The sequence below is a fragment of the Vibrio scophthalmi LMG 19158 genome, assembly GCF_000222585.1.
GTDB classification, from domain to species: Bacteria; Pseudomonadota; Gammaproteobacteria; order Enterobacterales; family Vibrionaceae; genus Vibrio; species Vibrio scophthalmi.
Genome location: NZ_AFWE01000170.1, coordinates 21399 through 34487 on the forward strand (window position 1 = coordinate 21399; position 13089 = coordinate 34487).

General features: G+C 41.1%; 18 protein-coding genes. 12 read left to right on the forward strand and 6 right to left on the reverse strand.

The window, feature by feature from the left end; genetic code table 11:
* The first annotated feature begins 2 nt into the window (after nt 1–2).
* The 9 genes from RH88_RS13180 to RH88_RS13220 all read left to right on the forward strand — a co-directional run bounded on the left by RH88_RS13180 (nt 3) and on the right by RH88_RS13220 (nt 8061).
* The gene (locus RH88_RS13180) at nt 3–263 is read left to right on the forward strand and encodes a hypothetical protein (protein WP_005596780.1); all 261 of its coding nucleotides are present in this window, start codon (nt 3–5) and stop codon (nt 261–263) included.
* A gap of 36 nt (nt 264–299) precedes the next feature.
* Nucleotides 300–656 (forward strand): plasmid mobilization protein, encoded by a 357-nt coding sequence (locus tag RH88_RS13185; RefSeq protein ID WP_005596782.1) that lies wholly within the window; start codon nt 300–302, stop codon nt 654–656.
* Between the two features lie 601 nt (nt 657–1257).
* Nucleotides 1258–3927 (forward strand): LPD7 domain-containing protein, encoded by a 2670-nt coding sequence (locus RH88_RS13190; RefSeq protein WP_241212193.1) that lies wholly within the window; start codon nt 1258–1260, stop codon nt 3925–3927.
* Nucleotides 3928–4231: 304 nt separating this feature from the next.
* A complete protein-coding gene (locus RH88_RS13195; protein WP_005596788.1) occupies nt 4232–4762 on the forward strand; it encodes a hypothetical protein in 531 nt (176 codons plus the stop codon).
* A gap of 12 nt (nt 4763–4774) precedes the next feature.
* Nucleotides 4775–5467 carry a StbB family protein gene (gene stbB, locus RH88_RS13200; RefSeq protein ID WP_005596789.1) on the forward strand — a complete coding sequence of 231 codons (693 nt, stop codon included), beginning with the start codon at nt 4775–4777 and terminating at the stop codon, nt 5465–5467.
* 24 nt (nt 5468–5491) lie between these two features.
* Nucleotides 5492–5740, forward strand: a complete 249-nt coding sequence (locus RH88_RS13205; RefSeq protein ID WP_005596790.1) for a hypothetical protein — start codon at nt 5492–5494, stop codon at nt 5738–5740.
* 122 nt (nt 5741–5862) lie between these two features.
* Entirely contained in the window at nt 5863–6264 is a 402-nt protein-coding gene (locus RH88_RS13210; RefSeq protein WP_005596792.1) for a hypothetical protein, read from the forward strand.
* Nucleotides 6265–6280: 16 nt separating this feature from the next.
* Nucleotides 6281–7015 (forward strand): P-type DNA transfer protein VirB5, encoded by a 735-nt coding sequence (gene virB5 / locus RH88_RS13215; RefSeq protein WP_005596794.1) that lies wholly within the window; start codon nt 6281–6283, stop codon nt 7013–7015.
* A gap of 2 nt (nt 7016–7017) precedes the next feature.
* Nucleotides 7018–8061, forward strand: a complete 1044-nt coding sequence (locus RH88_RS13220; protein ID WP_005596796.1) for a TrbL/VirB6 family protein — start codon at nt 7018–7020, stop codon at nt 8059–8061.
* A gap of 44 nt (nt 8062–8105) precedes the next feature.
* On the opposite strand, the gene RH88_RS13225 is transcribed toward RH88_RS13220, so the two are convergent.
* Nucleotides 8106–8408 carry a hypothetical protein gene (locus RH88_RS13225; protein WP_005596798.1) on the reverse strand — a complete coding sequence of 101 codons (303 nt, stop codon included), beginning with the start codon at nt 8406–8408 and terminating at the stop codon, nt 8106–8108.
* Nucleotides 8409–8590: 182 nt separating this feature from the next.
* Between RH88_RS13225 and RH88_RS13230 the strand changes: the two genes are divergently transcribed.
* Nucleotides 8591–8977 (forward strand): H-NS family histone-like protein, encoded by a 387-nt coding sequence (locus RH88_RS13230; protein WP_005596800.1) that lies wholly within the window; start codon nt 8591–8593, stop codon nt 8975–8977.
* Nucleotides 8978–9024: 47 nt separating this feature from the next.
* On the opposite strand, the gene RH88_RS13235 is transcribed toward RH88_RS13230, so the two are convergent.
* The 3 genes from RH88_RS13235 to RH88_RS13245 all read right to left on the reverse strand — a co-directional run bounded on the left by RH88_RS13235 (nt 9025) and on the right by RH88_RS13245 (nt 11205).
* Nucleotides 9025–9435: a hypothetical protein gene (locus tag RH88_RS13235; protein ID WP_005596801.1), complete on the reverse strand. Its 411-nt coding sequence runs from the start codon at nt 9433–9435 to the stop codon at nt 9025–9027.
* 33 nt (nt 9436–9468) lie between these two features.
* Nucleotides 9469–9705, reverse strand: a complete 237-nt coding sequence (locus RH88_RS13240; protein ID WP_005596804.1) for a hypothetical protein — start codon at nt 9703–9705, stop codon at nt 9469–9471.
* Between the two features lie 516 nt (nt 9706–10221).
* Nucleotides 10222–11205: an ArdC family protein gene (locus RH88_RS13245; protein WP_005596806.1), complete on the reverse strand. Its 984-nt coding sequence runs from the start codon at nt 11203–11205 to the stop codon at nt 10222–10224.
* Nucleotides 11206–11922: 717 nt separating this feature from the next.
* Here RH88_RS13245 and RH88_RS23010 point away from each other — a divergent pair.
* Together RH88_RS23010 and RH88_RS13250 are read left to right on the forward strand one after the other, a co-directional pair.
* Nucleotides 11923–12075, forward strand: coding sequence for a Hok/Gef family protein (locus RH88_RS23010; protein WP_005592687.1), 153 nt, complete (start codon nt 11923–11925; stop codon nt 12073–12075).
* 161 nt (nt 12076–12236) lie between these two features.
* Nucleotides 12237–12446 carry a hypothetical protein gene (locus RH88_RS13250; protein ID WP_005596808.1) on the forward strand — a complete coding sequence of 70 codons (210 nt, stop codon included), beginning with the start codon at nt 12237–12239 and terminating at the stop codon, nt 12444–12446.
* On the opposite strand, the gene RH88_RS13255 is transcribed toward RH88_RS13250, so the two are convergent.
* Entirely contained in the window at nt 12439–12708 is a 270-nt protein-coding gene (locus tag RH88_RS13255) for a hypothetical protein (protein WP_005596810.1), read from the reverse strand. The genes RH88_RS13250 and RH88_RS13255 overlap by 8 nt on opposite strands.
* Nucleotides 12709–12772: 64 nt before the next feature.
* On the reverse strand, nt 12773–12952 hold the full coding sequence (locus RH88_RS13260) for a hypothetical protein (protein WP_005596812.1): 180 nt from the start codon (nt 12950–12952) through the stop codon (nt 12773–12775).
* Nucleotides 12953–13089 lie beyond the last annotated feature (137 nt).

Sequence of the window (13089 nt, forward strand, 5' to 3'; positions counted from 1 at the left end):
CTATGAGCAAACCAAACCAGCTAACACAAGGTGATCGAGTTCGACTAATAGACCATGAGTATCCTGGTCTATTCAAAGTCATTAATCCGCTAAACCTTATCTTTGATGATGACACCCAAGTGGTTCAATTGGTGACAACCATTGAGCCACTGGATGTGGTTCCCTTCAAGGCACACTTTTGTCGAGATGGATTACCCGACAATATCAGCGGCTTTGAAATTGCCATTAAATCAGAGTTACTTGAGTTAGTAACGCAGACGTAATCACTAAAGGTAAAGCCGCAGCAATGCGGCTTTTTCATGCCAATGAACAAAGAACACAAAAACCATTGGATTCATTTTCGAGTCACAGAAACAGAGAAACAAACCTTTCTAAAAAAAGTGAAAGAAGCGAACACCACAGAATCCGACTTGCTCCGTGAACGTATTCTCAACGATGAATATTTCATTGTGGCCAGAGAGCCCAAAGCCAGTGTCGATAAAAAGCGACTATTGATGCTCTTTAATAAAGCGTCTAACAACCTAAACCAAATCGCCCACCAAGCAAACAGCCACAACCTAAAAGGAACACTGACAAATAAAATATTTGTACAGTTACTCTCGACCTTGATAGGTGTTCGCAACATGCTGAGAAAAGAGCTTAACAATGTTGATTAGGGTTAATGGCGGTAAGGACGGATTACAGGAATATCTCGAAGATGGAATCAAAAACGGTCGTGATTATTCCCGTAATGAGTTAGATGAAAGAGTGATCCTTGATGGTGATCTCGATACCACTAAATCCATCTACAGCGTTATGGAATCAAAAGGAGAGCGCTACCTACACATCACATTGTCATTCAAAGAAGATCACGTTGCCCCCGAAACCCTAAAAGCCATAAGTGAAGATTTTAAGTCATTTGCAATGAAAGCGTATCACGAAGACGAATACGCATTTTTCGCAGAAGCGCACTTACCAAAAATAAAAACGCTAACAGACCGTTCAACGGGTCAGTTGATTGAAAGAAAGCCACATATCCACATAGCTATTTCGGAATCGAATCTCATAACAAACAAACGCCTAGACCCATTTGGCCGCGTAATCAACAACCAAAAATACATCGATGCCTTTCAAGAAATCACCAACGAAAAATATGGGTTAGCCAGTCCAAAGCAACACGTACGTACCGAACTAGTCGATGGAAGTGCATTGATTAGCCGACACAAAGGCGATCTCTTTCCGACTTTGAACCGCGAAATCAAAACGACCGCATTAGAGGTGTTGTTGAAAGAAGATATCACCACACAAGCGCACTTTGCTGAAAAGCTCGAAGAAATAGGTTTTGTGGTCACAAGACGCAATCAAGACAAAGAAGGGGAATACCTCAATATCAAACCACATGGAGAAAAGAAAGGCGTCAATTTAAAAGAACCGGTATTCCTTTCCCCCTTCGTTTCGATGACAAAAAACGACAAACACCAATACCTAAATCGTGATGATTCAGCGTACTGGCAAGAAGGTGACAGCCGTTATCAAGCAAGTCAAAAACACCATCAAGACTTAGAGCACTGGAATGATACTCGATGTTATGAATTGCGCTATGTTCATCGTCGAAATCGAGATAAATACAAAGCACTTACGCCAGAGCAGAAACTTGAATTTTTAACCCAAAAGAGAAATGAACAGCATGGACAACGAGACATTCCAAAACCAAGTATTGAATCAATTGGACGCTCTCTCGAAAACAGTCGAGAAACTTTGCGAACAGCAGGGCGAGATTTGCATGATGCTCAACGAAATCGTGGGGGTATTGAATCAGGAGGGCGAAATTTCGTTAATCGACGAGCTGCAAGAGCTGCTATTGCCCATCTCAAACGACACGCAGGAAATCAAAGCCCTGCTCTCTCCAAACGAGAAGCAAGCAACACACTAGATCAAATAATGTATGACTATCAGCAACGTATTTTGCCAGAAGTCAGCCTAATAAAAAAAACAATCGACCCTAACAAGTTACTGGCCGCATTAGCTCGAACTCATGGTGTGGTGATCGATAAATACCCTATCACTTATGCGCAAGATGGTAGCCCGCGCATTGTGTGCGGCAACCGTAACAACAACGTCAGTGACTTTCTAACAAAAGAAATGCACCTCTCATGGAAAGAGGCAAAACAATACCTTGAAGATCAATATCTACATCAAAAAGGCATTGTTCCAAAAACCGCAATTCAAAATCAAGCTGAACCGAATTTAATCCGCGCAGCATGGCGCTCACAGCTTCAGATTGAGCGAGAAACCCGACAAGAGTACATCGCACAATACCGAATAGAGAAAAAGGCCATACGCGCCGACAGCTCGCTTTCTAAAGAAGATAAACAAGTCGCTCTCTCTATCGCCCAAATGAATAAAGTCATTTTTGATATGCAGTTTAGACAAGCAAGCAGAGAAACACGCGACGCATTGAAACATTATTCAAACCCAATAAAGGAACATAACGATATGAGAGAAGAAATAGGAACGGTTGTTGCCCATGGTAAAGCCCATTATCAGCACAACCCAAAACAAGATCAAAGCTACTACGTCACGCTTGAACATAACGGCCAAACCAAGGCCATATGGGGTAAAGGATTAGAAAGCGTGATGCGAGAACGCAACATCAAAGACGGCGACATGGTTAAGCTGTCTCAAGATGGCCAAGAGGACGTGATAGTTACCGCGAAAGAAGAGCAACCCGATGGCACAATTAAACGTAATGAAATTGAAGCCATTCGCAACAAATGGAGTGTAACAAAGTTAGAAATGACACCTGAACAACAGGCAAACAAACAATTTCATATCGATGTTAAATCAGCAATAGCACAACATCAGCAGTACCGTGACAGTAACGGAAAAGAAAGCATTGAAGTGCTCATGCAATCCGAAGCTAAAGCGGAAGCTTTAGGGGTTCAAGCGGTCGATCTTGGTATAAAAGAAAACCCATTTAAAGATCAAGCAAAAGCCTTAGAAAAAGCCTTTAGTCAAAGTAAACATGATTATCAACATCATAAAGAATCCTTAATTATGGAAAAAACTGTCATAGAAAACAACAAACCTGAACGAAAGCAAACTCTCTCATCGATATTAGATAAAAACTTAGAAGCCAGCCGATTATTAATTCACTACCCTAAACTAAAAGAATTAGGAATTAACGCACAATCCATTACCAAAACAGATAAAGGTGATAGAATACAATATAGCGAAAAGCAATTGCCTGTCACTCAATTAATAAAAGAAACACACCAATTAAAACCAAAAGAAATCACCGAGGCATTAAAAGCCATTTATAACACTCAAGAAAAAGACAAACAGCGCACGCTTGAATATAAAAACAAATATATGCAAACGCAGCGTAAAACCATCTCTGAAATGGATGCGGAAAGATCTAACAAACCTGACATAGAAACAACAAATAAACTTCGTCAACAGCCGAGTCCAGAAAAAACAATTGAACCAAAAGATAAAGACGGAAGAGACATTAAGCCATTACCGCCAAAACAGTTTGATGAGAGCATTACGCATGAAACCAACAAAGAAGGCCACGTCACTTACTACTTAGGTAAAGATAAATTAGTTACTGACCGTGGTAAGAGCGTGAAAATTGAAAACAACAGTGATAAAGCCGTTGAAATCGGGTTGCGCCTATCCATTGAAAAATACGGTAAGCATTTAGATATTCAAGGGACGAAAGAATACAAAGATCAAGTTATTGACGTTGCTGTGAAAAATAAACTCGACATTACATTTAAAGACAAAGCGTTAAATGAGCAGTTTGCTAAGCGTAAACAAGAGTTTGAAAAAGGTGAAAACATTATTGCTAAGGCTGAAAGCAAGCATCGAGATAATAACAATCCTCAAGAAAAAGAGCAGCAAGCCGTTGACCAAAAACAACCATCAAAAGGTTGGGATAGATAGGCAAAGAAGACGCAAAGCGTCCCCTTTAGGGCGGGGCGAAAATGGCACATTTTTGGGCGAGTTCGGCGCAGGGTGTGGCTGGGGTTTCAAAGGGGTTTCCCCTTTGGCACGGGATGTATAGTTTGGTACGGAGTAACAAACGTGATACGTCCCCGTCGTGCCTGTGTTTGAAATTGATCACCACGCGATCACCATAAAATCACCAGTAAATCACCAGTAAATCACCGTTAGTCACCATGCTATCACCACAAATCACCACTGCGTCACCATAGAGTAACCACCAAATCACCTTGGAATCACCATTTTGAAACACAACATCGAACTGCTTGATGCTGAGTTGAAAGAAATCATCGAATCACAAGGAAAATCATCGAAGGCAAAGGTTATTAGAAAGCTATTTGATCGCCTTAGTGAAGCAATTAGCGAAGGAATAACCTTGGATATGCTCGTTGATTACTTTCGACAAAAAGACTTAGCCATAACTAAAAACTACTTACGAAATGCACTGTACCGAATAAGAAAGGAGCAATGTCACAAATCAACGTCAAAACAAAACCCTGAAATAACCACCATTACAAAACCTGCTATTTCAGACGCAACCCAACAGACCACCGTCAAATCTACAAACCAGCTCACACCAAGAAGCGACGACAAAAAAGAAAACGAAAAAATCCTCGACGATATATTAGAGCGCTTTTCTGCCATTAAAGACTTAGAAGGTCGTTACGAAGTTTTAGGCGGAAATATCGAAGATTTCAAAAACAAATCAACCAATGACCAACGGCAATTAGTCACCAACTTAAAAATAAAAGTCATGCAGAAATATGGCTTTTAATAAGGAATTAAAATGAAAATCTGCGTAATTAACTTTTCTGGTAACGTGGGAAAATCTATTGTCTCACAACATTTACTTAAACCACGATTAGAAAACAGTGAGATCATTTCCGTTGAATCAATCAACAGCGACGGAACAAACGACGAAAAAATCAAAGGCAAACGTTTTACTGAAATTATTCGACGAGTGCTAGATATCGACAACGTTATTGTCGACGTGGGCGCATCCAATGTTGAGGATTTTTTACAGCAAATGAAAAAATCGATTGGTAGCCAAGACGACTTTGATTACTTCATTGTACCGACAATATTCAAAAACAAACAAATTACCGACACGGTATCAACAATTGATGCTTTGGATGAAATGGGCATTGAGAAGGAACGTATCCGAGTTATTTTTAACATCATTGATGACGATACGAATTTTCAACATGATTTTGCCCGTATCTTTAAATGCAAAAATTCTGCGGTTATTTCAGAGCGAATTTGCATCTATGAGAATGAGCTATTTAATCGTCTCAATGAAATATCCGATTTTGTTTCTATTGCTGAACTTGCCAATGATGAAACCGATTATAAAGCTCTCATTCAAACCACCGAAGATAAGCACCAACGTTCTGAGCTTATCACTAAGCTAGGGCTGAAACGCCTCGCTATTGGTGTTGAGCGAATGCTCGATACCACCTTTAAACATCTATTCAAATAATCAACCAGACTAGGATTAAACATTATGAGTAACCGCCCTATTGATAAAGGCCGCGTGTGCATTGTCGCGGAACGATACCCAACAAACCAGCTTGGGGAAAACAATCAGCCAACAATGAAAAATCGTTACGCAACGATTGGCCGCGCAACACTTTGGCCAAATAAACAAAACTCGATGATGCCAAACGTCGAGATTGAAATTGACACCATGCCGATTGGGGCAACCGCACCACTGAAAGCATTCGTGTTTTGGGATAGCGAACAGCAGCAGTAACCACCCCCACGCTGTACACATACCCACAGACGAAAGAGAGCTTTTTTTAAGGCTCTCTTTTTTCATCTGTGGATATATGCACAACCTGCCACAACCTAATCCACTCCATCGAGAAATGATTAATGCCAGAAAACAACACCAGAGATTTAAAAGAAGCCTATCTCCGTGAAATGCTTGGGGAAGTCCTACTCCTTAATCAAGAACTCAAAGAGTTACGCGACGAAACCACAATGCGTATTGGTATCACTCAAGACCTTGTTGATACCCACTTAACCCAAGGGCGTGAAGCGCTTAATCAATACGTACACGCCGCTAACGCGCATTTTAACGCCAAGAAGGGCGAACTATCAGAGATTGCCGAGAATGAGCTTAAAAACGCACTCGTGAGCGCTCACAAGCAATTATTAACCTCAAACCCTCCCAAGATGAGCATGAACACCATTTTAAGCTGTGTGCTTATCTCGGTCGTGGTATCGGCTTTCGTGGGCGTATTCGCCGCCCTCGCCTTTCTTCAATTTGCATAAGTAAGGAAATTCCCACATGAAAAAACGTCTTTTAGCGGTTGCGCTTTCCATTGTGTGCGTGACGCAATCACAAGCTGGTATTCCTGTTAGTGTTGTACTCGATGCTACGGCCATGCAACATCAATTAGTGAACTACGCCCAGACACTCAAAGAATACGCCACTATATTGCAGCAATTAGAAAATATGAGAAGCCAGCTCCTGCAAGCTGAAAAGGATTACAACTCTTCGACAGGATCGCGAAATCTTGGGGATATTCTGAATGACCCAGCCTTTAAAGAATATCTCCCAGCCAATTGGGATCGTATTTATTCCGATATTAGAACAGGCGGTTATGACGGCTTATCGGGTTCAGCCAAAGCATTACGTGACGCCAGCAAAATCTATGATGCTTGTGCTAACGACACGGCCACAGCGACAGAAAAGCAAATCTGTAATGCCACCGCAGTGAAACCAGCGCAAGATCAAGCCTTTGCATTAGCGGCCTATGAGAAATCCAACCAGCGCACCCAACAAATTGAAAGTCTCATGCGTGAAATCAACCGCACGAGTGATCCAAAAGCAATAGCCGAGCTAAACGCTCGAATCCAAGCAGAACAAGCCATGCTCATCAACGAACAAACCAAACTCGCCATGTACCAAGCTACGGCGCAAGCTGAAGCTGACATACTTAGACAGCAAGAAACCGAGTATCAAAAGAAAATGACGAACTCACGACACTTTAGCAACCGACTAACCCCTGTGGAGTTTTGATCATGGATGAAATTGCAGTTTTTCAATTTATCGGTATGTCCATCGAGAACGCCACCCAGAGCTTTCTCATCAACGGTGTGAAAAACATCATTAACTCCTTCGGGGGGATCATGTTACTCGCTGTGACCATATCCATCATGCTCAAGGGCTATTTAATTATAGAAGGAAAGATTGATGCGCCGATGCCTGACTTAGTCCATCACTGCTTTATCATTTACTGTATTTTTGGGCTTGTGTGGAGCGCCCCAACCTACACAACATACATTGTTGAGGGGGTAGAGGCGCTTTCTGCTGGTATGGCCCCCAGTATTTTACCAAATACTGGGGGTAATAGAGACCCTCTTACAGCCTTAGACGCGCTTCTAAAAATGGGCATTGAACAAATTATCTTTTGTTGGGATAAAGTGGGCTATAGCCCGTCTTCGTGGCAATGGATTTTATTACTGATTGTGATTGGAGGGGGGATATTAGCCTTAACGCTCATTTCAGCTCTAATCATCATCGGCACTAAATTTATGCTTACCTTATTGCTAATTATTGGACCACTATTTTTTGTCGCGTTCTGCTTCCCTATGACTAAGAAATTCTTTGAAAGTTGGGTCGCTAAAGTGCTGGAAAACATCTTAGTTCAGTTTTTCGGTGTGGCGGTCATATTTATGGCAATACAAATAATTGAATCATTTTTGAGATCAAACAACATGGCTGATAATGCAGAACTTAACCCGATATCGGTTGGTATGCAGATAGCTGTAGTGTGCGCCATATTATTCTTTGTTATTAAGCAAATTCCGAATCTGGCGGGTTCACTCTCTGGTGGTTTTGCTTCACAAAACCTGACGGCCAAAGACTTAAAGAATTTAGTACCTCGACGAAATAAAGAACAACAAAAGAATCAAGACAGAGCCAATGCTCAGCGTAGCGGCGATGGATGGGATAACAGCAATAACATTCGTTCAGGTAACAACGGTCGCAGCAACTCAACAGGAGCGAACCGCGATGTTATCGAGCGCATACAAGAGCATAATCAAAAAATGAAAGATCAATAATAAGCTGGCATCCACAAAAAAGCCCTGATAATTCAGGGCTCTTTTTATTTGTAATCAGGGGATTTGTCAGCAAAAAAATCGTAATCAATGTCTTCTGAACACTTAAAGCGAGAAGTTCCCCAATTAGCCCCCTCTTTAACATCCATTAGAACCAGTTTTTTCTGCTTTAATGCAGCACTATGAAAACGATTAAATTTTTTGCAATTTTCAAGCGTTGTGTCGCTCATGGCTTTTTCATAAAGTTCAGAGTGATATGCTTTCACTTCACCTTTGGTCATATCTTTAATATCTTTGGCTGACGCATTAAAAGCCAACATAACCAACGGGAGCAGAAGAAATTTTTTCATTATTTTTATTCCTATCATTTCAATAGATTAATATTACAATCAAGCTCTAATAGCCACAACAAAAAGCAATCAAATTAATCTAAAACATTGCGATCATGTCGATAACTATTATTATCACAACATTGATAATTCATTCACTCCCCCATTATCGGTAATTCATCCGAAATAAGGACAATAAAACTGTGTCAGATTTAGCAAGCACCCTTTTAAATATCCGCTCTCTTCGTGCCTTTTCTCGTGATCTAACACTTGAACAACTTCAAGATGCTTTAGCAAAATTAACCAAAGTGATCGATGAACGACAAACAGAAGAAATCGAGCTTATGGCCGAACGTGAAGAAAAAGAAGCCAAGCTCAAAGAAATTACCGAAACATTGAAGCGAGACGGCATTGATATAAACGATTTGATGAATGCCCTATCTAATCAACCAGCCAAAAAAACAAAACGTGCACCACGTCCAGCCAAATATCGTTACACTGACGAGAACGGCCAAGAGAAGACTTGGACAGGCCAAGGCCGCACCCCGTCAGCTCTCGCAGACAAAAACCTTGACGACTTCTTAATCTAAAAAACTTCTGCCCGTTGCGTTCTGGCGCAACGGGCTACTACACAATATCACTTCGCAACAACTAACTGCATCAAACCTGCTTTTGTCGCCAAAACGACCCAATTTGATTTGTTTATATCTCTTCCATTATCGGCCTTTAGCCAATAGTTAATTAACCTGTTGCTACCTGTTGTCGAAATACCAAGCATTTTACTAATATTATCTTTCGTCCAATCAGGATTTAACTCTAATAATAATTCAATAGTCTTTGCCACTATGACTTTATCAGGCATAGCAAACGCTGGATCGTCAGGCTGAAGAAAACAAGGTAGAGACAAATCAATCCCTTTGTGATTACAAATCAACACATGCCTTACATGACGGTGTGCAGCATCTTCTAAATCTTTCTTTCTCTTTTCAAACAAATCGCTGAAAACCGGATCATCCAGTTTTTCAATTGAATAGTATTCTAGCTTCATAGTGAATATGCCGCACTTTAGTGCGGCATCCTCTTAAATATTGATACTTCTCAAATCATCAAACGTACGGCAATTTTCAAATAACCGCCTATCGTTTGCAGCCTCAAGAAACAAATAAACATGTTCGGTGTAGTTAGGCGTCGAATACTCCCCTTTCACTGCAAGAGGCACATAAGAGCAATGAAACTCTTTCGTGATCATTTTACTTACTGGGTCAAAGTAAAAATCTGCCATATCAACAACTTCTATAATTCTTTCATCAAATCTCATTTAACAATCTCCGTACTGATTGACCTAACGGCTCATCTTCTCTGTACTTGATCATTATACTACTTATTTGTTCTTCATGAAATCAATAAATGCCCTTTTGTTCTTATTATTCGCAGTGCGAATAATACCAGAATGCGCTCACGCAGTGAGTAAGAAGCTGACAACCAACAAATACAAATTCAAACCAACATCACGGTAATACCAGCATCAAAAAACACCCTTCATCCTGCTAAGATATGATTACGCTTAACGTTCAACGATACTCGATGCAATTTAAATCATTCCACTTTATGGCCAGCGATTACTAATGGTTATAGTCGGATGACAAGGAAAGAATCAGCGCACGACTCGAACTTATCCACATACCAATATGAGGACAACTGGAAACCTTTAGGACTATTTCCAGCCGATTGTTGGTATGTGGGTAAGTTCGATTGAGCCGATAGGCTCATTTGGAGGCGAGGCGAAGAATGAGCCTCGCTCGCAAAAAAAACCAGCCCGTAGGCTGGTTTCAAATTAACCGATAAGATATTGATGGGCTTTACTTGCTAGGCTTGCAGCCTTAAAAATAAATTTCTTGTCGCTATTCAACTTTTCTAACCACCCTGCAATATAACTCTCATGCTGAACATCCCCCACAATCCCCAAATCCGCACAACAAAACGCCGCGCCTAACTCGGCAACCAATTCCTCGAACGCATAATCTTTTGAACCGAAACTATTTTTCAAATTACGATCTAAACGGCTCTTGTGGCCTGTTGCATGTACTAACTCATGCCATGCTGTCGCATAGTAATCAGTAGAAGAGTTAAAACGGTCTACCGTTGGCAGTGTAATTTCATCATGCGCTGGCGAATAAAAAGCACGTACACCGCAATGATTAATCGTGATATTAGTTTTAGCAATAGCGGCTTCTACATGCTCTAGTGCTATAAATTCATTTTTAACGCGCTTTTCACTTACGCTAACGGCTGGCTTTTCGATATTCTCAATTTGATCTAGGTTAAACACCACAAACGTTTTTAGCATTGGAATAACTTCTTTTTCGCCGTTCTCGTCCTCTTTTTCCCATGTTTTATAGTAAATAATTGATGTTCCTTTCTGGCCTTTGATCACGTTACCGCCCAATTCAGCCGCTTGTTTGAACGTCAACCAGTAAGGACTTGAAAAACCTTTCTCGACCGTTTCTGACCAAAGCAGAAGAATATTAATGCCTGAATACGTCGATTTAGTTTTAAAGTTCATTGGAAGCATTGAGCATTCATTTGTTCTATCCCAAGGACACACCCAAGGTTTAACGCCGTTTTCTAAAGCAGCAATCACGCGATCTGTAACAATTTGGTGCATATCTTTTGCCACTTTAACTACGGGACGTTTCTTGGCCGCTTTGCGTTTTTTACCCATTTCATTTTTGGCAGTTGTCTTCGACTCCAAGTTCGAGAACTTGGTCGCTTGCTGCTGATTAGTGATTGTTGAGTGGATTGCAGTTGAGTGTGTCATGGCAGTGATTCCTATGTTTAGTAAGTTTTCATCTTCGTTGTCGCCTGACTGTCCACTCCTCAAACATGGTTCTTCTCTGCAAGGGCGCGAAGCGTTTATATACCCTTGCAGATAAGGTTCTGATTTGAGGATGGTTACAGGAAGACGCGAGAACGGGGGTGAACAACTCACGCATAGACATAGGATGAACGACATGGCACATGAGACGGCAAGCCGCGATTACAAGCACTTATCAGAAGAAAGTGAAATGCTTTGTGAGTACTCCGCAGGAGTGGGAATGCTCTAGCGAAGCGCGCCGCTTCAGGCGCATAGCGTAGTTGCGTTAGGGATTGTGTTGTCAGGAACTTAAACGAACAGAGCCGGCTAATGCCAAGTGAAGCATGAACCTGGTATTAGCCAGCTCGTATTGAGTTAAGTTATCGACACGAGGCGAAGCCGAAAAGCCCGACCGCTTTAGCGGTAACGCCCAATGCTTAAAGCGATTAGGTAATAATCAAATGGAATTGTTGAATAAACAAAAAGATAGAGCGTAGAGCAGAAAAGCACTAGAATGGCGTTGGGTGCTTTTGGTGATTTACCGAAAGCAATTATCCTATTTTTTGCGGACGGTAAATATCAAAAAACCCCGAAAGTTGTTTAAAACTAACGAGGTTTAGAGATGTACCAGACAATACAAATCTTAGCCTCTATTACGATTCAAATCAAGGAGGCAAGTGTATGCCAAGAAATAAAACCGCCCTACTGGGCTTAATTGTTATTTGCTTAACGATTCTGTGTTTCACATGGATGACGAGGGGCACACTTTGTGAGCTTCACTTCAAGGATGGAAACTCGGTGATTTCAGCAACGCTTGCCTACGAATCGAGATAGTAGCTGAACAAGGTGGGGATTCCGAATCCCCACCTTGATTTAGTTTTGTTTGTGGCGGCCATAAGCACCCATGTTTGTGTTGTGATAGTTATGACGGCGAAAAGTCCTAGACCTTTCGCCGTTATCATATAGGCATTAAAACAATCGAGTAAGGTAAAGCTATGGCCTCATTTCAGATCATTTTCAAAGATGTAGAAGAAAACGAGTTAAGTAAGGAAGTTGTTTTTATGAAAGGATTAGGCGCAGCAAAGCGATCGGCTAAAGCGACAGCGCCAGCGAACGCCTATAAGATCGAGATAAGCGACCTGATGGGGAAAGAGTTGACGAGCATCACATTAGGTCAATTAAGCAAATGGCATGACGCTATTTAGCAAGGTGCTTTTCAAGGACTTCACGCATCCGCCTGTATTCATCAAAGCTCAACGGATCAGGTGTATCGAGCACAGATTCACATATGAACTGCTTGGCTGGCTCTAATTTGATATTTAGATATTGCTGAGTAACAAATAGGAGTTTGGAATAACTTGGCTTGTTAAGCACAAGCGGCTTTTTCCCTTTCACTCTGACCTCGAAGCGTTCGATGACATAATCATCCTCGCCAGCCTCAAGACAAACCCAATCGTCAAATTCCAATAGCAAACACCTCACAACCTGAAAATGAGGGGAAATGTAAGTAAATTCCCCTCTTTCTCTTCTTTTACTCTATTTCTTTAGTGTCAAAGCTACTAGGAGTTGATGTATAACCACAGTCGTTACACTTTAAATCACCAGTTTGACCCAAAGCTGCATCACCACCAATCTGAAATGCATTTGGCACTGCTTCATGCCATTTTTCTTTACTTATGCGAGTAGATTCACACTTAGGGCATTTTCTCATGACTTACTCTCTCAACAATAATTAATAAGAAATGCTATTTTATCCAACACACAAACGAATGCAACAAAGAGCATACGACAATATGTAAATGGTAGAGGGAATGCTATTTTACTACCAGTACCTAAATTTTATCTTTT